The sequence below is a fragment of the Pantoea cypripedii genome, from assembly GCF_002095535.1.
In the GTDB taxonomy this organism is placed as follows: Bacteria; Pseudomonadota; Gammaproteobacteria; order Enterobacterales; family Enterobacteriaceae; genus Pantoea; species Pantoea cypripedii.
On sequence record NZ_MLJI01000001.1, the window covers coordinates 3630135 to 3651523 of the forward strand.

22 protein-coding genes are annotated in these 21389 nt (G+C 56.0%); all 22 read left to right on the top strand.

Translation table 11 applies throughout. The features are described 5' to 3' along the window. The first annotated feature begins 1 nt into the window (after window position 1). The 22 genes from HA50_RS16710 (at window position 2) to pilN (ending at window position 21389) form a co-directional block, all read left to right on the top strand. Window positions 2-1288 (top strand): glycoside hydrolase family 28 protein, encoded by a 1287-nt coding sequence (locus HA50_RS16710; RefSeq protein WP_244193592.1) that lies wholly within the window; start codon window positions 2-4, stop codon window positions 1286-1288. A gap of 1 nt (window position 1289) precedes the next feature. After that, window positions 1290-2192, top strand: coding sequence for a LysR family transcriptional regulator (locus tag HA50_RS16715; protein ID WP_084876687.1), 903 nt, complete (start codon window positions 1290-1292; stop codon window positions 2190-2192). Between the two features lie 130 nt (window positions 2193-2322). Continuing rightward, window positions 2323-3315, top strand: coding sequence for a zinc-dependent alcohol dehydrogenase family protein (locus HA50_RS16720; protein WP_084876688.1), 993 nt, complete (start codon window positions 2323-2325; stop codon window positions 3313-3315). Between the two features lie 12 nt (window positions 3316-3327). After that, entirely contained in the window at window positions 3328-4203 is an 876-nt protein-coding gene (locus HA50_RS16725) for an MBL fold metallo-hydrolase (RefSeq protein ID WP_084878587.1), read from the top strand. 174 nt (window positions 4204-4377) lie between these two features. Then, window positions 4378-5262, top strand: a complete 885-nt coding sequence (locus HA50_RS16730; protein WP_084876689.1) for a ParA family protein — start codon at window positions 4378-4380, stop codon at window positions 5260-5262. Next, window positions 5255-6619: an SPI-7-type island replicative DNA helicase gene (gene dnaB-PI, locus HA50_RS16735; RefSeq protein WP_084876690.1), complete on the top strand. Its 1365-nt coding sequence runs from the start codon at window positions 5255-5257 to the stop codon at window positions 6617-6619. The genes HA50_RS16730 and dnaB-PI overlap by 8 nt, the downstream gene beginning before the upstream one ends. Next, entirely contained in the window at window positions 6616-8319 is a 1704-nt protein-coding gene (locus HA50_RS16740; protein ID WP_084876691.1) for a ParB family protein, read from the top strand. The genes dnaB-PI and HA50_RS16740 overlap by 4 nt, the downstream gene beginning before the upstream one ends. Further along, complete coding sequence (locus HA50_RS16745) at window positions 8312-8569, top strand: TraR/DksA C4-type zinc finger protein (RefSeq protein ID WP_084876692.1); 258 nt, start codon at window positions 8312-8314, stop codon at window positions 8567-8569. The genes HA50_RS16740 and HA50_RS16745 overlap by 8 nt, the downstream gene beginning before the upstream one ends. Then, the gene (locus HA50_RS16750) at window positions 8559-9302 is read left to right on the top strand and encodes a DUF2786 domain-containing protein (protein WP_084876693.1); all 744 of its coding nucleotides are present in this window, start codon (window positions 8559-8561) and stop codon (window positions 9300-9302) included. Before HA50_RS16745 ends, HA50_RS16750 begins: the two co-directional genes overlap by 11 nt. An 84-nt stretch (window positions 9303-9386) precedes the next feature. After that, on the top strand, window positions 9387-9986 hold the full coding sequence (locus HA50_RS16755) for a DUF2857 domain-containing protein (protein ID WP_084876694.1): 600 nt from the start codon (window positions 9387-9389) through the stop codon (window positions 9984-9986). After that, window positions 9986-10216, top strand: coding sequence for a ParE family toxin-like protein (locus tag HA50_RS16760; protein ID WP_084876695.1), 231 nt, complete (start codon window positions 9986-9988; stop codon window positions 10214-10216). Before HA50_RS16755 ends, HA50_RS16760 begins: the two co-directional genes overlap by 1 nt. A 78-nt stretch (window positions 10217-10294) precedes the next feature. Beyond that, entirely contained in the window at window positions 10295-11524 is a 1230-nt protein-coding gene (locus HA50_RS16765) for an STY4528 family pathogenicity island replication protein (protein WP_084876696.1), read from the top strand. A 246-nt stretch (window positions 11525-11770) separates the two neighbouring features. After that, window positions 11771-12490 carry a PFL_4669 family integrating conjugative element protein gene (locus HA50_RS16770; protein ID WP_084876697.1) on the top strand — a complete coding sequence of 240 codons (720 nt, stop codon included), beginning with the start codon at window positions 11771-11773 and terminating at the stop codon, window positions 12488-12490. Window positions 12491-12507: 17 nt separating this feature from the next. Beyond that, complete coding sequence (locus HA50_RS16775; RefSeq protein ID WP_084876698.1) at window positions 12508-14520, top strand: DNA topoisomerase III; 2013 nt, start codon at window positions 12508-12510, stop codon at window positions 14518-14520. Between the two features lie 624 nt (window positions 14521-15144). Continuing rightward, window positions 15145-15645 (top strand): STY4534 family ICE replication protein, encoded by a 501-nt coding sequence (locus tag HA50_RS16780; protein WP_084876699.1) that lies wholly within the window; start codon window positions 15145-15147, stop codon window positions 15643-15645. Window positions 15646-15720: 75 nt separating this feature from the next. Next, entirely contained in the window at window positions 15721-16269 is a 549-nt protein-coding gene (locus HA50_RS16785) for a single-stranded DNA-binding protein (protein ID WP_084876700.1), read from the top strand. Between the two features lie 145 nt (window positions 16270-16414). Beyond that, entirely contained in the window at window positions 16415-16699 is a 285-nt protein-coding gene (locus HA50_RS16790) for a type II toxin-antitoxin system TacA family antitoxin (protein ID WP_084876701.1), read from the top strand. Continuing rightward, entirely contained in the window at window positions 16690-17172 is a 483-nt protein-coding gene (locus tag HA50_RS16795; protein ID WP_084876702.1) for a GNAT family N-acetyltransferase, read from the top strand. Before HA50_RS16790 ends, HA50_RS16795 begins: the two co-directional genes overlap by 10 nt. Before the next feature lie 129 nt (window positions 17173-17301). Then, window positions 17302-17733, top strand: a complete 432-nt coding sequence (locus HA50_RS16800; RefSeq protein ID WP_084876703.1) for a DUF29 domain-containing protein — start codon at window positions 17302-17304, stop codon at window positions 17731-17733. A gap of 231 nt (window positions 17734-17964) precedes the next feature. Further along, window positions 17965-19251 (top strand): PFGI-1 class ICE element type IV pilus protein PilL2, encoded by a 1287-nt coding sequence (gene pilL2, locus HA50_RS16805; RefSeq protein WP_084876704.1) that lies wholly within the window; start codon window positions 17965-17967, stop codon window positions 19249-19251. Between the two features lies 1 nt (window position 19252). Beyond that, the gene (pilM, locus tag HA50_RS16810; protein WP_084876705.1) at window positions 19253-19696 is read left to right on the top strand and encodes a type IV pilus biogenesis protein PilM; all 444 of its coding nucleotides are present in this window, start codon (window positions 19253-19255) and stop codon (window positions 19694-19696) included. 19 nt (window positions 19697-19715) lie between these two features. Beyond that, complete coding sequence (pilN, locus tag HA50_RS16815) at window positions 19716-21389, top strand: PilN family type IVB pilus formation outer membrane protein (protein WP_084876706.1); 1674 nt, start codon at window positions 19716-19718, stop codon at window positions 21387-21389.

Genomic DNA, 21389 nt, shown 5'->3' on the forward strand with positions numbered 1-21389 from the left:
TATGCCCGTATGTTTAAGCATTCTCTTCTCATTCGGCACCGAGGCTGCGGTGCGACTCTGCCAGCCCCAGCATGCTGAGAACGCCACCCAGGCCATTCAGCAGGCGATTGATCATTGTTCGCAGGCAGGCGGGGGCAAAGTGGTGCTTTCTGCCGGGGTATGGCACAGCGGCCCGTTATTACTGAAGGATAATGTGGAGTTATATCTGGCCGCAGGCAGCCGGTTAGCCGCCAGTTATCAGGGCAATCTGTTCAGACCGGGTTTTATTTCGCAACCCGCACACGATGGCGAAGCCTTTATTCTGGCGAAGGATGCCCACAACGTCGCCATTACCGGGCCTGGCGTGGTTGACGGCCAGGGAGAGCAACAATGGTCACTGGCGACCACCGCACGCAACCATCTGAAACAAGGGGATACGGCGTGGTTTACCCAACACTATCCGGGCATTCCCCCAGCCAATGGTATGCCCCGCCCGTGGCTGATTGAATTCTCCCATGTGACACAGGGCCGCATCGCCAACCTTGGTATTGAAAACTCACCGATGTGGAATCTGGTGATACGTGACAGTAAAAATATCGATGTCGCCAATAGCACCATCACCAATCCGCCCGATTCACCCAATACCGACGGCGTCGATGTTATTTCCTCGCACGCGGTCAGGCTGCATCAGCTGAATATCTCCACCGGTGACGACGATATCTCGATTAAATCCGGGCTGGCAAAACGCACCGATAATGCAGCCAGCAGCGATATCACCATTGACCATATTCAGTCTGAAGATGGACACGGCATCTCAATTGGCAGTGAAACCATCAACGGTATTGGCAAAGTCACCCTGCATGATCTGAACTTCAACGGCACCGAAAATGGCGTGCGCATTAAATCCGGACGCGATCGTGGCGCGAATATTGGCCCGATTCTGATGCGCGATGTCACCATGCAACAGGTCAAAACCCCGCTGGTGATTACCGACAGCTATGGTGGCAACGGCGGTTACCCGGCTGACAGCATCAGCCCGATTGCCACGCAGCCACTGACGGCGACCACGCCGAGAATTCACGATGTGACGATTGAGAATCTGCAAGCCAGCGGTGCGCACAATGCCGGGATCATCAGTGGATTACCGGAAGCGCCGCTGAAAAATATCCACCTGACCTCAATCCATATCGCCGCAGTAACCGGTCTGCAAAGCCGTTACGTGTCAGGCACGCAAAAGCAGGTGGACATCCATGCCACGCACGGTCAATCTCAGTTATCCGGACCGGACACTCAGTGGGTAACCAGGTAACATGCGTGCGAATATGTTTGAGTATATGGATATCTTCATCCAGGTGGTTGAACAAGGCAGCTTCACCAAAGCGGCCGATGTGCTCCAGCTGCATCGCCCGGCAGTCAGCAAGGCGATTCAGCAGCTGGAGGACGAACTGGGTACCAAACTCATTCATCGCACCACGCGCAAACTGAGCGTAACCGCCGAAGGGGAGGCGTTCTACCAGCGCGCCCGGCAATTAATGGCCGAAGTGGGCGATATGATGGCCAGCTTCTCGCCCACCCTGCCGCCGCGCGGTCGTTTATTGCTGGATGTACCGCTGTCACTGGCACACTGCCTGCTGATCCCCAACCTCGCCGCATTCCGGGCGCTCTACCCGGAGATTGAAGTAGTGCTGCTGTCGTCCGATAAAAAGACCGATCTGATCGCCGAAGGGGTGGATTGCCTGGTCAGGATCGGTCATTTAGCGGATTCCAGCTTTATCTCACGCCGCTTAGGCGACATACGTATGGTCACCTGCGCCGCGCCTGCCTATATCGAAAAACACGGCATCCCCGCAACACCAGATGACCTGCAAAATCATCAGGCGGTGAACTTTTTCAGTGAACATAGCCGCGAAGTGATGGACTGGAAGTTTTATGTGGATGGCGTGATGATCTCGCGCCGGGCAGGCAGCAGCGTGCTGGTGGATAACTCAGATATTTTGCTGTCCTGCGGGCTGGCGGGTCTCGGTATTATTCAGGCGACCCGGAACGCCCTGGCGCCGCATATCCAGGCCGGGCGTCTGGTAGAGGTGTTAACCGATTATCCTCCGGTCGCCAAACCGGTGTCAGTGCTCTACCCGGACCGGCGCTATCTTGCCCCTAAGGTGCGCGTGTTTATTGACTGGTTCAGTGAGGTTTTTAGCCAGCACCCGCATTAAATGCGCCACCATTGTTACTGCATCAGTAACACTGAAGTTCCCCGGCGTTTATTTTTCGCCCGACGTGAACAACGTAGTCTGTAAACAGATGAATCAGGCATCTCGCCTGATTACCCAAAGAGATCTGCACATGACTAAAGTTGTTGTTTTCAACCGCACTGGCGGCCCGGAAGTGCTGGAAATTATTGATGTTAACGTCGCGGCTCCGGCCGCAGGCGAAGTTCAGATTCAGGTGCAGGCCATCGGTCTGAACCGCGCCGAAATCATGTATCGCACCGGCCAGTACGTGATTGAGCCTGAGTTTCCGGCACGCCTTGGCTATGAAGCCGCGGGCATCGTGGCGGCGGTGGGTAGCGACGTGACGGATTTCGCGCCGGGCGATAAAGTCAGCGTCATCCCCTCCTTTATGTTTAACCAGTACGCCATGTATGGCGAGGTGGTGAACGCGCCGGTTCACGCCGTGGTTAAACATCCCGAGAACCTTTCATTCAACGCAGCGGCGGCAAGCTGGATGATGTATGTCACCGCGTTTGGCGCGCTGATCGAATATGGCAACCTCAAAGCCGGTGAGCATGTGGTGATCCGCGCCGCCTCCAGCAGCGTAGGATTGGCCGCCATTCAGATCGCCAATATGGTGGGAGCGATCCCCATCGCCCAGACTCGCACCAGCGAAAAACGGGAGCTACTGATGCAGGCGGGAGCCGCCGCCGTCATCGCCACCGACGAACAGGATATGGAAGAAGCGATTCATCACGCCAGCGCTCATCAGGGCATCAATATTGTGTTCGACCCAGTGGGCGGGCCTGATGTTGCCAGGCTGACGCGTGTGATGGCGAAAAATGGACTCTATTTCCAGTATGGCGCGCTGGATAGCCGCAATTTGCAGGTGCCGGTATTTGATATTCTCGGCAAGCATTTGACCCTGCGCGGCTACGAACTCTTCGAAATCACCACCGATGCAGAAAAAATGGCGCGGGCTAAAGCCTTCGTGACAGCGGGGCTGCGCTCCGGCCAGCTGCATCCGGTTATTGATAAAACCTTCCCGCTCGACCAGATTGCCGACGCGCAGCGTTATATGGAATCCAATGGTCAGGTGGGCAAAATTGTCGTCACGATAGCGTAAATGGAGCAGCATATGACTTTTCAACCCGGCTGGCAGGCACCCGCCATCAATCGTAAAAAAATCGGTGACATGATCGTCACCATGCTGAGCGATGGCTTTCTGGATGTTTCCTTTGAGTTGCTGTCAGGCATCGACGGTTCGCGCGCCGAAGCCTTGTTGCAGCGCCGTGGCGCGCCGATCGCCCCACGGATTAACATTAACGTTTACGTGGTCCAGACAGCGGATCGCACCATTCTGATCGACAGCGGTGCTGGAGGGATTAAAGGCTGGGGTGGACGGTTACCGGTGGCACTGGCGGCGGCAGGCATTGACCCGTTGCAGATTGACACCATTTTGCTGACCCACTGCCACCCCGATCATATCGGCGGGCTGGCCGGTCCGTTGCAGACTCCGCTGTTCCGCAACGTGCAGCAGCTTTTTATTCATGAGAAGGAGCTGGCATTCTGGCGCGATGAAACCATTGCGGCCAGCGCACCCGATAGCTTCCGTCCCTACTTTGAACTGGCGAAAAACGCCTTTAACGCGTATGGCCAGCAGCTGGTACCCTTCCGTGAAGAAGCCATTCTGCCAGGTATCCAGGCGGTGCCGTTGTTTGGTCATACCCCCGGTCATACCGGCTATCTGCTGGGTGACGAGCATGACTCGCTGCTAATCTGGGGTGACATCGTGCATTTCCCGCATATCCAGGTCACACAGCCGGAAGTGACCATCGCCTTCGACAGCGACCCGGTAGCAGCGGCGCAAATCCGCGGCAAACTGCTGGATCGCGCGGCCAGCGATAATCTTGCCGTCAGCGGCATGCACTTCAATCTGCCAACCACCGGGAAGGTGGTTCGGGAAGGGAATGGTTTTGCGCTGAATTACGATTTGTGGTCGCCGGTGCTGTGAAACGGCGCTATGCGCCCCAAACGCAAAAACCCAGCCATAAGGCTGGGTTTTCTGAATTTTGGTGCCCGAACCCGGAATCGAACCAGGGACACGGGGATTTTCAATCCCCGAGCTTTTGGAAAGCAGTGAAGTGAGCAAACGTTCTCATCTGAATAATGTTATTCAGGTGACGAAATGCATTCAAAAACGAAAGTTGTTCCTGTAGTTTCTACCAAAGGTGGCGAGGGGAAATCAACCCAGGCCGCTAATCTCGGTGGCTTTCTCGCCGATGCAGGCATAAAAACCCTCATTATTGACGGCGACCACGCCCAGCCTACGGCCAGCAGTATCTATCCCTTAGCATACGAAGCACCCTGTGGCCTCTACGAACTGCTCATGCAGACCGTGGATCTCTCACGGGCCGAAAACATTATTTCCCACACCGAGATCGATAATCTTGACGTCATCGTCTCCAACGATCCGCGAAACCTTTTACCTACCTACATGCTCAATGTTGCTGACGGACGCGTACGCCTTCGCAACGCACTGTCAAATCCGGTGTTTAGCCAGTATGACGTCATCCTGATTGATTCTCAGGGATCACGCTCAGTGATGTCGGAACTGATTATTCTGGCCGCGACAGGCGAAATGATTGGAATGGTCAAACCTGTACTGCCTGACGTGCGTGAGTTCATGCGCGGCACCGTTGCTCTGATGGAAGAGCTGCTTCCGTACATGGCTTTTGGCATCAATCTTCCACGCATTCGCATGTTGGTTAACTGCATGGATTACACGCTTCTGGCTAAGACGACCGTTGAACAGGCCGAGAGCATCATCATGAGCGGTGATTACAGTCAGCATGCGGATAAGATCGCTATCGATATGCTTCAGACCCGCATTTATGACCTGGACGTTTACAAGCAGGGACATGCAACCGGTCTGCCCGTGCACCGCCTTGAGAAGAAAACCAGTCGTAAAAGCGATTCTGCATTTGAGTCCATGCACAGCCTTGCCTGCGAGCTGTTTCCTGAATGGGTGAACCTTTTCGATGCGTTGGCAAAGGGAGGTGAGCATGTTTGACGACCGCAAAAATATTCCGGGGATTTATTCACCTGATGCTGAACAGTCTGTCATCGGGGGTCTGATGCTGGATAATGATCGCTGGGATGAAGTTGCACTTCGTCTGAGCGCTGATGACTTTTTCCACAGAATTCATAAGTCCCTCTTTCAGGAAATGACCCGTCTGGTTGCGGCCGGAAAACCACTTGACCTGATTACCCTTGCCGAAAGTATTGAGAGTCGCGGTAAAGATGCTCTTGATCAACTGGGTGGTTTTGCCTACCTGGCTGAGCTCAGTAAAAACACGCCAAGCGCGGCCAACATCGTTGCTTACTGTGAAATTGTGGTCAAAAACAGCCGGGCGAGACAGCTGGCTTCAATTGGTGCTGAAATAACCGAATCAGTCAGGACGCCCGGCACTGATATTGACAAGGTGATGGAGACAGCCGAACAGAAAATTACCCGACTGGCAGAGCGTGGTGAGCCGGAACAAGGGGTGACTCTGCTTGCAGGGATGGAAAGACTGTTGCCAGAGCTGGAGCGGCGCTGCAGTGTCCCTGACGGTATCACCGGCACGCCTACCGGTTTTGATGAGTTTGACGCCATGACCAGTGGCCTGCAGGCAGGTGACCTGGTCCTTATTGCTGCCCGCCCTTCGATGGGAAAAACGGCGTTTCTCATCAGCCTGCTAATGAATTCATTGCTGAAAAAACCAGGTTTAAAGGGACAATTTTACAGTCTGGAACAGCCCACAGATCAGATTCTGATGCGTATGCTCGCTTCGCTCGGCAGCATAGACCTCACCCATCTCAAAAGTGGTCTGATGGATGATGAGGACTGGGCTCGCACCTCAAACGCAGCAGCATTGCTGATGGGAGAACTCAACGACAGTCTCATCATAGATGATACCGGCTCCCTGACACCGGCGATGCTGCGTATCCGCGCCCGGCGCAATGCCCGCCGCTATGGCCACCCGTCGATCATCGGGCTTGATTACCTGCAACTGATGCGCTGCCCGGATCAGGAGAACCGCACTCAGGAGATATCTGAAATCTCACGGTCACTCAAAGCGCTGGCCAAAGAGATGGGGTGTCCGGTGGTGGCACTGTCACAGCTGAACCGCCAGCTGGAAAGCCGTGCTGACAAACGTCCGAACAATGGTGATCTGCGTGATTCCGGTGCGCTGGAGCAGGATGCCGACGTTATCGTCTTTATTTATCGCGATGAGGTCTATCACGAAAACACTGAGGATAAGGGTATTGCTGAAATCATCATCAGCAAACAGCGGCAGGGACCCACGGGGACGATCCGCCTGCAGTATGAAGGCCGCCACACCCGTTTTTCTGACCTCACGGGGCGGTCAGGGAGGTACGCATGAGCAACGTTCGTAATCTTAATCTCGGCGCGGCCATGCTGCAGCGCGGTAAGTCGCCGGTACAGACGGCGGAGACCCCGGCGGCGCCACTGCCGGCCAGCGAGATGGCAATGATGCTCACGCTCGATCAGTTGCGACCCAACCCGGATAACCCGCGTAAAGGTCGTAATCCGCGTTATGAAGAGATCAAAGCATCCGTTCGCGCACGCGGACTGGATTCCATTCCAAAGGTGACACGCGATCCGGACGGCGAAGACGTTTATATCTTCAGTGACGGAGGCAATACCCGGTATCAGATCCTCTGCGAATTGTGGCAGGAAACCGGTGATGAGCGTTTCTATCGCGTTCACACCATTTTTAAACCGTGGCCCGGGCGGTTGAAATGTCTTGTAGGGCACCTGGCAGAAAATGAGGTACGTGGAGAGCTTACCTATATAGATAAAGCGTTTGGTGTACACAGTGCCAGAGCTATTCAGGAAGAGCTGATGGGACGTCCTGTGACACTGAGAGAGCTGTCAGAATTATTGAATAATGAAGGTTATCCGATTGATAACTCAACCATCAGCAGGATGGAGGATACATTAAAATATCTCTGGCCCTGCTTCCCGACCTTGCTCAACAGTGGTCTGGCACGTTTGCAGGTGCTGTCACTGCTGCGCATCCGTTCCCAGGCAGTAAAGGTCTGGTCGCAGTTCGCGCATGAGTCCTCCCCGCAGTGTTCGTTCGATCAGGTCTTTGAGGCGAGTTGCCGGGGGTTTGACGATCCTGATAGTTATGCGTATGAATCATTTCGTGATGAGTTCATCGGCCAGTTGGTTAAGGCGCTACCGCATTCCAGTCTGAACTATGACCGCTGGCTGATTGAACTGGACCCACGCGAGCAGAAACGCCGTGAGCAGTTTGGCGATCCGCCTCCGCTGCCGGTACTGACGCCACCACCGGAAAGAGCGGCAGGTCGTGAACCCCCGGAGCCTCAGGTCACTGTCCTGCCCCCGGATACTGCATCCGAAACGCCGGTCACGGGGCTGCGCAGCGGCACGCTGACCACGCCCGATCGCCCTGAGCCGGCGCCGGAACTGCCTGCTGGCGCTGAACTGCCGGTGAGCGCACTGGTGACCGCCGGCAGTGAACTGCGTCGCGAAGTACAGAATGACCTTTTTGGCGGACGGGCGGTCATTTCCGGCGAAACGGCTGACACTGACAGCATCTCCCTCCCTGATTTCAGTCCTGGCACACTGATGTCAGCATTTGCCGAGGAGAATGAGTCCCTGGCTGCGTCAGTCAGTTCGGTCGCATTTGCGGCCACCGGCCTTGAGCCCGTCAGTGACATCTGGCACATCTCCGCATTACAGGATGATGTGGAACATCTGCAGGATATGGCCTACCGGCTTGTCTTCGAAATCGCTGAGGCGATAGGCTGCGCGGACAATGTGCGTGAAGATAAACACCCTCAGTCAGCAGGCTTTACTGTTTCCGAAACCGGCAGCGAATTGGTCCTCTTTCTCGCGGGCCTGTCCGGCTCGCTGCCCAACAGACAGTTCAACATGTTTATGTTCTGTCTGAATTTCTTCGGCTCTCCGTCACCGGCTGATACGGCCGTATTCGACGATATTACGGTGGTGAAAACCCTGCGTCTTATCCGCGTTATCCGCCGTCTGCGTGAGCTGCAGCGACAGTCTGCGAAAGGAGGGGACCATGTCTGATGACCTGAACGATGAAATGGCGCAGGCCAGTACGGCCCTGTTCACCCAGCGCGGCATCGATGCCATCCGGGCGCAGGTGCACTCTGTCAAACCGTCAAAAGCGTTCTGCGAATGCTGCGGAGCGGATATTCCGGTTGCACGACAGCTGGCCGTCCCGGGCGTGGAACTCTGTGCCGGCTGTCAGGACGTAAAAGAGCAGCAGGACCGACACCGGGCTACCGGTGGAAGGGGGATGCGCTATGTCGGATAACGCAAAAATCACTGCCCGTATCCGTCGCCTGATGGCGCTGGGCACCCGCAACAGCAACCCGCATGAAGCCGCACGCGCAGTGGCGCTGGCTCAGCGTCTGATGCAGCGTCACGGGCTGACGCCAGACATGCTTTCTCTCAGTGAAGTCACTGAATCAGTCTGTCTCAGCCTGACCAGTGATGCAGAAAAAGTGCCGGCCTGGCTGAGCTCGCTGGCAACCGTGGTCTGTATGGCGACGGGCTGCCGATGCTGGTTTGGCTGGCACGTTCATGTCAGTACACATGGAGTGAGCAGCGTGCGCCGTTCACTGCACTTTTATGGTTTCAGCGAACGACCGGAGGTGGCGCTCTACATCTTTACCGTCCTCCAGCGACAGCTGCGCGTCGATGCTGACGCGCACATGGCCGGATATCGTACCCGCCGCATTCTTCTGCGCACGCGCCGTCGCCGGGCAGACCAGTTCCGCGAAGGCTGGGTATCCGGCGTCTGGCAGGTACTGCAGTCATTTTCGCCCACAGAGGAGGAGAACGCCGTACTGAAGCGCTGGCTGTCTCAGCGCCATGCCGGAGAAGCTCTGGCCGGTCTGACTGTCAGGGAAGCGGGCAACTGTCGGGGTGACAGAGCTGCCCGGGCGGCCGGTTTTCTTACTGGCCGCGATACCGACCTCCATCATGGCCTCAGTGGCGCACAGGCTTCCCGGCAGATTACCGCGGGAGGGCACGCACATGACTGACGTTCTTTTATGGAGTGCCTGCCTGTCGGGCTGGCTTTTTGATGTTCTGCTCATCGCTGACCGGGCGATATCAGGAGGTGGCCTGTGAGCCAGCATAATCTTTCTCAGGCCACCACGGCCATTCTGTCCTCACTGCTGATGGACGTCAAAAACGGCAATATCCGCCGCTGTGAGTCACTGGGTATGTCGGTCGAGGAAATTCGCGCGCTGAGTCATCTCAGTCTTGATGAACTGCACTACCTCAGCCAGTCACACGTTTCTGTGCTTGATGTCACCCTGAACCATGAAAACTTCTGGCTGATGCTTAATCAGGCCCGCAATGAGCAGAAGCGCTTCATGATGATTGACCGCGCACTGGAGCTCGGCGGTTCGATGGAGCTGATTGACAGATACTTTGGTCTGTCTCCTTCGGAGGTGAGTGCCCGCCGCCGTCTGATGGGCATTGAATCGCGGCAGGGGCGAACTCAGGCCCTGACAGAGCCACAGGACGCCGCACTCTGGGCTGAGTGGAAAGCGGCCGGTTTGTTATCACCTGACTCCCATCAGGCTCTGGAAGCGATGATGCTGGCGGCTGAGCAACTGGGTCTCTCCCTGACAGCCGTATGGAGCCGGGTCTGCCAGTGGTGTCGCGAGGCTAATGCTGCAGGCCGCCGGGCTGAAACACCTGTACGCAAGGAGGCGTGATGGAGATGGGTGATTTTTCTCCCCGACAGCAGGTGTCACCGGCAGTACGCCGCCGGGCTCAGCGGCTGTTCCGCGCTGCCTGCGGTGGACAGAAGGTGTTCCGCCGGCTGACGATGAACGGCTACCTCAAGATAGACGTGGGGCCGTTCTGGCGCATTCTCAGTAAGGATGGTGGCCGGCAGTGGTGGCTGATGGATCATGAGACCTACAACCGTGAAATACGCCGGTAACGGATTGCCGCTGATGACCACACAGTGCCGGGTTTATCCCGGCACTGTGCTGTCTCAGGCTGAAGAGGAGAGCATAAAATGACCATTCCCGCCGACAGCATCGTGGCGCACACGCTGGCCAGAATGCAGCAGAATCTTGAGCGGCGCGCCGATACCGGCGATGTAAGCCAGGAGCGTAGCGGGTTGCTGTTCATGGGCAATGTGCACGATGCGGTGCCGCGCAGGCTGTTTCTCGATACACGGCTTTCACCCCTGGATAAAACCGCCTGGGTGATGATAAGGCTCTACGCGCAGCAGAACGAAGGGGCCATCTTCCCGACCTACGATGAGTTGCAGGTTCAGCTTGCATCGGCGCATTCAGAGAAAGCCTCCCGGGACACTGTGAGCCGCGTTCTGCTGATGCTGCGCCTGACCGGCTGGCTCAGCCTGTGTAAGAGGGTACGAGATGACCGCGGGCGCGTCCGCGGCAACATCTACGCGCAGCATGATGAGCCGCTGGGTTACCGTGATGCTGAAACCTTTGACCCCGGCTGGCTGAGTCTGGTGGAAGAGAGCTGCATGAACCGTAATAAAGCTGTCCGCATGACCGCGCTGGCCGTGGTGAATGACATACTTAAGGACCCGGGGATGCGTCATCGTCACAGTCGTATGGCCCTTATCGAAAGTCGCCTTAGCGCGCCGTCCACGCCTGAGCAGATGGTCCAACATCGCCAGGCTGTGACCCGCAGTCCGGATTCCGGACTCAGTCAGAAAAGCACAAAAAACACCCCGGATTTACTGAGTCCGGAAAACGGACTCAGTAATCCTTTACCCGATAAAACACAGAGTCCGGAATCAGGACTCAGTCTAAAATCAATGGGTTACACCGGAGTCCGAAATCCGGACTGTAACGTACGTTCTTTCACACAGAGTGTGAATAAAAAAACGTACGTACCGGGTGGAGAACATTTTCTGCCTGACGATTTTGTGAACGGACTGAACAGCGAGGACCGACAGATGCTGACCACACAGATGGCCTCACTGCCTGAAGCGGTGGCGAAGACGCTGGCTGACATGCTGCGTGAGCAACTGCGGCTTGGCAGACTCAATAACCCGGTGGGCTGGCTGTTCACGATGCTGCGACGTGCCCGCAGCGGTGAGCTGAACCTGCCGGAAGCAGCAGCTGCCGGTTCCGGCAGCAACAATCCCCGGACAACCGATACGCGTGCTTTACCGGCAGCAACCCCGCCTGTTCAGCCTGCGAGCCGGCCTTCTGCGGAGGAGGTCAGGGCGTTGATCGAGAGCATACGACAGAATGTTGGCAGATAAACTCGTGGTTGAAAATTGAACTTGCTGCCAGTGGCAGCAAGTGTGTTTTTTGAGCAGTACAGATCTGACATGTTAAAAGAGTTGTTTAGAGTTGATTAAAAAATAGCCTTGCTGCCACTGGCAGCAAGATTAAAAAACGTACAATGGATAATTTCCTGTCGTTAATTATGAGTTTCACATTGTTGGTCATGCGTGTGATTCAGGACTATGCCAGCTCTTCTTAACTGAATACAGGTGACGACAACGATGGCAGAAAAGCAAAAACGGGCCGGGGCGCTCCAGTCTGAACTCCATATCGAACTGCATACCAACTACGCGATCGGTTTATGGGAGGGGCGCAAACGGGAGAGCCGGGAAGATGGTAAAAAAGGAAAGCAGCCGATTATGGGTATGCCTCAGTTCCTGTACCGCGCCACGCTCATTAACAAAGACTCAATTCAGAACGTTCCCTGGGCAGATATGGCTATGCTGGCTCTGGAGGAAAAAATTGAGTATGCCGGCAGGCAAATGAACTCTCTGATTGCCAGCCTGGACAAACAAATGAGCTTTATCCCGGCGGGAGTGACTATCAGCGATGCTCAGGCGACTGAACCTCTGGATCTTACCGTATTCAGCGGTACTCCGCTGGGGTATCGATGCGTATTTCTGCTGATGGGGTTCGATCAATTTGCCAAAAAAGTCCTCCAGGCGGCGCATTATGGTGTCATTTCACGGACGCAGCGCTATGAACTGCTGGGTGATGGCAGCCGGCTTCTGCGTGAAATTTACGGATGTGTGCTGCGTTATCGCAAAACCGGCGCAACACGTCTGGATGCGGTGGAGAATAATGAAGTCTGGCAGAAAGCCTGTCAGGAAGTGGGTGAGCCCGATCGTGCCGTTCTGCTCGGAGAAAAACGCTCAGCATTTTCCCCCCCTGTTAATGAAGCGAGCGTGAACCTGCTGCGCCTGCGTTATCAGGCCGTCTGAGTCGCAGGAGGCAGGTTATGCGTCTTTATATCTGTGAAAAACCCTCTCAGGGGCGCGATCTGGCAGGTGTTCTCGGTGCCACCCGACGCGGTGACGGCTTTCTGGCTGGCGGTGGCGTCACCGTCACATGGGCGGTGGGGCACCTGCTCGAAACCGCCCCGCCGGAGGCTTACGGTCAGCAGTACGGTAAACCCTGGTCATTGTCTGTATTACCCATTCTGCCCGCCCCCTGGCAGGTCGTGGTCAAAAAAGAGACGCAGGATCAGTTCAAAGTCATCGAGCGGCTGCTGCGCCAGGTTGACGACGTTGTCATTGCCACTGATGCGGACCGTGAGGGTGAGGTCATTGCGCGCGAGTTGCTGGATTACTGCCGCTGGGAAGGCCCGGTGCAGCGACTCTGGCTGTCTGCACTGGATGAACTCAGCATCCGGGCGGCGCTTCAGGATTTGCGTCCCGGTCAGGCGACGCTCGGGATGTATCACGCCGGACTGGGGCGCGCCCGGGCCGACTGGCTGATAGGCATGAATCTCTCGCGACTTTATACCCTGCGTGCTGCGGAGGCGGGTTTTGATGGCGTGGTTTCGGTCGGCCGGGTGCAGACGCCGACGCTGGCACTGGTTGTCCGGCGGGACCGGGAAATTGCGTCCTTCGTGCCGAAACCTTACTGGCAGGTTAAAGCTATCATTTCCGCCGGTGGCCTCACCTTTCCGGCGCAGTGGGTGCCAGCAAAGTTGTATACCGACGAGGAAAAGCGCTGTATTCACCAGAACATTGCGCAGCAGGTGGTGCAACTCTGCCGGCAGACAGGTCACGCAGTGGTGACAGAATGCGACACAAAGCGGGAAAAAGCTGCCGCGCCGCTGGCTTTTTCTCTCGGCTCCCTGCAGCAGGCCTGTGGCAGGCTGTGGGATATGTCCCCGCAGCAGGTGCTGGATACTGCCCAGAGCCTGTATGAAAAGCACAAGGCTACGACCTATCCCCGCACCGACTGCGGTTATCTGCCGGAATCCATGCGGGAGGAGATTTCAGGTGTGCTCGATGCCATCGGCCGCACCGATCCGGAATGTGCTCCGGTGCTGGCACGCCTCGACAAAGCATTTGTCTCGCGCATCTGGAACGACAAAAAAATCACGGCACACCACGGTATTATCCCCACCCGCAACGCATTTCAGCTGTCCGCGCTGACGGAAGCCGAGCGTAACGTGTATCTGCTTATCCGCCGTAACTATCTGGCCCAGTTCCTCCCCCTGCATGAGTCCGATATCACCCGCCTGCAGTTCGACATTGGCGGACAGCTGTTCCGCACCAGCGGACGGACAGAGGTAATAAGGGGCTGGAAGGTCCTGTTTGAGAAAGGCGGTGACGACGAGGTTCAGGAAGACGATGAGGCAGACGTTGCCCTGCCGCCGCTTGCTCAGAATGACCGCTGCCCGGTAACCAGTGCTGACGTCACTCAGCTTATGACCCGCCCTCCGTCGCACTATACGTTTGCCACCCTGATTGGTGCCATGATGAACGCGGCGGCATTTGTCACCGACATTGCGCTGCGCAAGGTTTTAAAAGACAACGCAGGACTGGGTACAGAAGCGACCCGCGCGGGTATTGTTGAGCAACTGCTGAACCGTCGCTTTATCGTGCGTAAAGGCAGCAAAATCATGGCGACCGAACTGGGCGCGGATGTGATTGATGCCCTGCCGCCCCAGTTGACCGAACCAGGCATGACAGCGCTGTGGGAACAGGCGCTGGATGAGGTTGCTGCCGGGCGTATGTCACTTGATGACTTCCTGCAGCGACAGGCCGGATGGACGCGCAATCTGGTAGGCCAGGGAGCACAGCAGCAGGTACGCATCCGCGTTCCCCCAACGCCTGCCTGCCCGCTTTGCGGCGGGAAAACGCGCCTGCGTAAGGGAGAAAAAGGGGAATTCTGGAGCTGCCAGCGCTATCCGGCATGCAAAGGTGTCATCAACATCGGCAGCACCAAAAAGAAACGTCCGCGCAGGGCTAAGTCTCCTGAATCAAAGAAGAATTAATCCACCGACTCCGATTGCGGGGCGTTATGGCCTCTGCTATTGTGACCCCGGCTCTGAAGCCGCACCCCGTGACTGCGGGTTCAGGCAGCATCTAATGCATGTGCTGCCTGAATACAGTCTGACCGGACCCGCCTGAACGGGAGTCGGTAAGGCACAAAAACTCCGTGAAACCCGTGCCGGGCCCTTTCAGCCTGCGGAGCCACTGCGTTACGCAGATTAACCTCAGGTCGATGGTGCAGACCTCAGAAGGCGGTGCCCCAGGGCGCCGCTTTTTTATTTTCTGGTTCTGATGAATTTTTGCGCGCTGCGGCGTTGACATCTGTGGCGTCTGAATGAATGATAAAGAGGCTAATCGTTGTCGTTCCGACAACTGCCAATGTTCCGGTGATTTGAGAGGAACGCCTTCGGGTAATCACATGCCAATGCCACATTAACCTGAGAGTGGCGCCTTCGGGTGGTTCAAACCTGTTAACCTTTGTAAACAGGGACCTGATAACCAGGTTAAGGTCCATTTCACCAATTCAGCCAGTCGGCAACCCTTGCTGACCTCCCTGCGGGAAACACTTCCCGTACGGGACAGATGTTTCTCCGCAACCTGTTCTGTTTTACTCCGGAGAAACCATCATGACTGCAAACACAACTACCCCTACCCCTGTTTCAAACGGCTCTGGTTCTGGTACTCAGCAGAAAAAAGAGTATTTCAACCTAAACGTCAGTGGTATCGGTTATCTCAACTCGATACGCCGTGTTCAGAATGGTAATGGCGAATTCACCTGCGCTGTTATTAATGCCCTGACCGGTCCGACGGACAATGCGTCTTATACCCGCTTCGATGTCACCATCGCGGGTGCAGACAACACCAAACTTATCAACCGCTGTCAGAAAGCCGTTGATGAAGAAGAAAAAGTGCTGATTGGCTTCGTGCTGAGCGGACTGAAAGCCGATGTGTTTACCCTGCAGACGGGTGATCATGCCGGTGAAAGCCGCCCTTCCCTGAAGGCCCGCCTGATTAAGGTGGAGTTCATCAGGAAAGGTCAGGAAGTCGTTTATCAGGCACCCAATGCTTCCCAGACGCCGGAATCCGGTTCATCTGCTCCGAAAGAGTACGATCCGAATTCATTCTAAGCGTTACGGACACACCACCGGAACACATCCCGGTGGGTGTGTTCCTCTCAACTCCATTCTTAAGAGGAAATCATTATGTCCGCACGCGGCGTCAACAAAGTCATTCTTGTCGGTAACTTAGGTCAGGATCCCGAAGTACGATATACTCCAAATGGTAAAGCTGTGACCGGATTAAGTCTGGCCACATCAGAATCATGGCGTGATAAACAGACCGGTGAAAACCGTGAAAATATCGAATGGCATCGTGTCGTGCTGTTTGGCAAGCTGGCCGAAGTTGCCGGTGAATACCTGCGCAAGGGTTCACAGGTGTATATCGAAGGTCAGTTGCGCACCCGAAAATGGACGGATAACAGCGGCACCGACCGCTGGACAACCGAAGTCGTTGTAGGGGTTAACGGAACGATGCAGATGCTGGGCGGTGGTCGTAACAACAGCACCAACACCAGTGGAAACAATGCGCAGTCAGGTCAGCAGAGCGGCTGGGGCCAGCCTCAGCAACCTCAGCAGACACCGTCAGCGCCACGAAATCCGCAGAATGAGCCGCCGATGGATTTTGACGATGACATACCGTTCCTTGGGCACGGTTATGGAATCTGCCGGAAAGCCATTTACGCAATTTCGTAACGGATTCATATAATTATACCCTCTCATGCGCCAGTTCAGTCTGGCGCTTTCTTTTTCAGCTTCAGCTGAAAAAACTATGTATAGCAATTTGCTACCATTCAGGCTACCATGCGTGTATAGCAATTTGTTACCAACAGGAGTAATTATGCAAACTACTATTCGTAAGTCCGTGCGTGATAAGCAAATCAATATCCGTGCAACGGATGAAGAACGCGCAGTGATTGATTATGCTGCGAGTCTGGTTAACAAAAACCGTACTGATTTCATCATTGAAAGGGCTGTGCATGAGGCCCAGAACATTATTCTGGACCAGCGCGTGTTCGTTCTTGATGATGCCCGTTACCAGGAATTCATCAGGCAGCTCGAAGCCCCTGTGCAGAATGTTGAAGGTCGTCAGCGGCTGATGGATGTAAAACCTGAATGGAAATAAATGTCACTGCGCCTGCTTTACTGACAGAAGAGCATGTCCTTCACTCGTTCGATTGCGGGAATGAGGTACTTGATGACTGGCTTCGCCGGCGTGCGATGAAGAATCAGCATCTCAATGCTTCCCGTACATTCGTCATCTGTCCTGAAGGTACTGCGCGCGTGGTGGGGTATTATTCCATTGCGACGGGCTCAGTGAGTCATGTCGATTTGAGCCGTAGCCTGCGACAGAATATGCCCGATCCCGTACCGGTTGTTTTGCTGGGCCGCCTTGCAGTCGATGTATCTACTCAGGGCAATAACTTCGGGAAATGGTTGCTGAATGATGCCGTGGTACGCGTTTCGAATCTGGCGGATCAGGTCGGCATCAAGGCTATCATGGTACATGCAATTGATGGGCAGGCTAAAGCGTTCTACGAATACTTTGGCTTTGTGCAGTCACCGGTTGCGACTAACACGTTATTCTACAAAATATGATGGTTTCATGCTGGTAGTCATCTGTTGAACACCCGGAGCTGAAATCACATTAAACGCCGGTTTTCCGGCGTTTTTCTTATCTTTCTTCTATCACAACGTATTAATCAGGAATGTCACTGGAGATCAACCATGAACACACGATATGAAGCTGACATTGTTGCCTGGGCTCAGGAGCAGGCGGCTTTACTCCGTGCCGGTCGGTTCTCTGAGATTGATATAGCTAATATCGCCGAGGAGATCGAGGACGTGGGTAAAAGCGAAAAGCGCGAATTCGCCTGTCGCATAGCCGTTCTGCTGGCGCATCTTCTCAAATGGAAGTTCCAGCCGGGGCGTCGTGGCTCCAGCTGGCAGCGAACCATTAAGGAACAAAGAAAAGCACTGGCACTTCATATAAAAGGAACACCCAGTCTTAAAACTGCGCTTTCTGATACTGACTGGATTGCGGCAGTCTGGGCTGATGCGGTGTCTTCTGCCGCGCAGGAAACACAGCTCGATGTTTTTCCTGAAGATTGCATCTGGGATATGGTACAGATTTTGTCGCAGGAATTTTACCCGGAATGATCTGTCAGCATTTCTGACCACAAAGCGCCTGAGGGCGTTTTTTTATGGGGATTTTAAATACCCATCGGTTTTGCCGAGCCTCCGGCAGCCCGTAAAACCTGCTCTGACAGCCTGACGGGCCCGGAGTCCCGGCTTTTTTCTTTATTTGGCAGTCAGAGTTTCACGTTGTCCGTTTTTTCTTCACCGCCAGAATAGCACTCCTGACTAAGACTAATCCTGGGGTGAATCCTGATGGCAGTACCTTCCAGACGTGTGACAACGGGCGCAGCCCTCCTCGCCTGTTCAGTTATCCAGGCTGGCTGCAGCAGCGCCGTTTCTGATCCCGCGCCCTTTGCAACCGGCCGCTATCAGCAGCCCGCCCGCTTCGATGATATTTACCGCAACCGTGCCCCCGACGTGGTGAGGTACGATCGCTATACGCTGGTCAGCACGCGCCCGGACGATGCGCAGCGCGATCCGCTCAATCAGATTGTCGATATCACAATGCCGGCGCAGCTGGTCAACACGGTCGGTGAAGGCTTTCGCTATCTGCTGCTGGAGTCAGGTTATTCACTGTGCTCAGCCAAAACGTCCGCATTTTCAGAACTTCTGAGCCGTCCACTTCCGGCCGTTCAGCGGGATATCGGTCCGGTCCGGCTAAGTGAAGCCCTGCAGATTGTGGCCGGCCCCGCCTGGCGACTGAAGGTGGATGAAGTTAACCGCGAAATCTGCTTTGAACTGCGGGACCAGTATCGCAGCTTCGCTGCACCGTTACCGGTTCCGGTCTCACTTGCGCCACAGCATGCATCAGTCAGTCTCCCGCCTGTCATACAGCCAGCTCAGACTGCGGGGGCAGCCAGCACAGTCAATGCCGTGTCGCGTAATCCCTTTACCGGTGATACGCGCATCAACATCACCCAGGGCTCCGGGCAAAAACCTGTACTTAAGCCGCAGAGTCTGGCCGTCCCGTCACCGGTACTGACAGCGGCGAAGGTACCGGTAGCTCAGAAGTCTGCTGCGCTGTCGCCAGTCGGAAGCCCGCCGGTGTCACCACCTGCAGCTGCGCCGAAAGCAACCTCATCTCAGAAAACGCCTGTGACTGCAGTTCATCCGGCTACTGTACAGCCGACTACAGTGAACGCTGCCCGGCAGACTGTGCCAGTCCGTCCCGTCACCTCACTGCCGCCGGCCCCGCCTGTCTCCAGTCAGACAGCCAGTTCATATATACCGGGTACGCCGGTTACCCCCCTGCCAGTCGGCCAGACGTGGCGCGCTGAGCCGGGCTCCACACTGAAAGAGACCCTGACCGGCTGGGCATCAAAGGCGACGTGCAGCAATGGCGGGAACTGGGTGGTCATCTGGCCGGTATCACTGGATTACCGCATTGATGCGCCTCTGGTGTTTCACGGCAACTTCGAATCCATCCTGGTACAGGTCTTTGACCTCTACCGAAAAGCGGAAAAACCTCTGTTTGCCGAAGCCAACCGCATTCAGTGCCTGATTTCGGTGAGCGATACACCCGCGGGCGGAGGGCACTGATATGGGCTATGCGCTGCCCATATTTGCTTTCTGTCTGATCATTGCGCTGATGGCCGGTGATGCGCAGCGTCACTCAGCTGAACACGTCCGGCTGTCGCTGCAGCAGGCTCTGCCTGACCAGCTTGCCACCGACATGCTGCGCACCGCAGATGCGGTGAACAACTGGCGCCACGGCCGGACGGTGGCTGACGGCGGGGTGTCACCTGCACAGGCCGGCATCATCCCCGTGCCTGACAGCCGTATTCAGACCGTGATTCAGGGGGGACGCCTCTGGGTCTGGGTGCCCGCCACCGATGGCGTGTTTGCGGCACTGCTTACGCAGTCCGTGACCTCGGCGCTGGCGCTGACTGTAAGCGGCGGGCGGCTGCGGATGGCGGATGGCACTGATATGAACCTGCCCCTGCCGTCCGGCGTGACGGAGGGCAGCATTGTTTACCTCAACTAACCTCATCAGGGAGCTGCGGATGCCGCGTTTACCTTTCTGCCTGACAGCGCTGGCCGCCGCGCTTGTGCTGTCATCATGTTCGCTGAATGAAATCAGCAAAATGGATAAGGAGGCCACGGGGCAGGCCGATACCGCTCAGCGGGTGCTGCAGAGTCGCCAGACCCTGACTCAGCCCACCGTTGTCTGGTCCGATAAACCCTGGGTGAACCTGCAGCCTGTCACGCCGGTCATCTCCACGCCGGATGAGAAGAACCTGCCCGCCTGCCAGATAACCATTAACCGGCCGGAGGGTATTTCGCTGCCTGAGCTGGGGCAGCGTATCACTGCACTCTGCGGCGTACGTGTCTCCATCACACCGGATGCCTTTGCCGCTCTGAGCAGCGTTTCCACCGGCAGCGTGGTGACTTCACAGATGAGCGGTAATCTGCCGGCACCGGATGATAACGGACGCGTGCCCCTGTCACAGATGGGCACCACAGCTGCGCAGGCGGTCTCCTATCAGCAGGCCCCCTCGCTTATCCGGGGCCTGAAATATCAAGGCGATATCCGCGGGCTGCTGGATATGGCAGCGAGTGGTCTGGGACTGTCATGGCGCAGCGACAGCAGCGGCGTGTATTTCTACCAGCAGGATACGCGTACTTTTCAGCTCGTCATCCTTAATACGAAGGTGAACAGCAGTGCCTCCATCAACTCCGGCTCCGGTAACCAGCTCGGCAGCGGTGGCGGTACGTCCGGGGGGACAACCGGCGACATCAGCTCGAACCAGAAGACCGACTATGGCATGAACAGCGACCTGTACGATGACATCAAAAAAACGGTTGAGCAGATGGTGACGCCAAAATCCGGCCGGTTCTGGCTGTCGTCTGCCACCGGTACGCTCAGCGTAACGGATACACCCGATGTTCTGAATCGTATCGGTCGCTATATCGAATACCAGAACAAGGTTCTGAGCCGACAGGTCCAGCTTAATATCCAGATTGTCAGCGTCAACCAGACGCGTAACGAGCAGATGGGGCTGGACTGGGGGCTGGTCTATAAATCGCTGCAGAACGTGGGTGCCAGCCTGACCGGATCAATGGCGAACGCCTCCTCATCCGCCGCCAGCGCTGGTATCTCCATTCTTGATACGGCCAGCGGCAATGCCGCTAAATTCTCCGGCTCCAGCCTGCTGATTCATGCCCTGTCTGAGCAGGGTAACGTCAGCATGGCGCTGAACCAGACCGACCCGACCGCCAACCTGACGCCGGTGGCCTATCAGCTCTCCAAATCCACAGGGATGCTGACCAGCTCCAGTTCGACGGCCACCGCCAACGTGGGGGTGACGTCAACGATGACCACGACCAACGTCACCACCGGTCTGTTCATGACCATGTTGCCCTTCATTCAGGAAAACGGTGATGTGCAGCTGCAGTTTGCCTTCAGTTATACCAGCCCGCCGGATATCAAAAGCTTTATCAGCCGGGATGGTAATACCCGCAATGATACAGCAGACACCTCTACCGAAGGGCTCGCCCGTAAGGTCAACCTGCGTTCCGGCCAGACGCTGGTGCTGACCGGTTCTGAACAGCAGAACGTCTCGGCGGATAAGCAGGGGACGTTCACGCCGGGCAACTTTATTCTGGGCGGCGGTCAGACAGGCACGCGCGGCCGTACCACGCTCGTCATCATGATCACCCCTGTTCTGCTGAGGTAA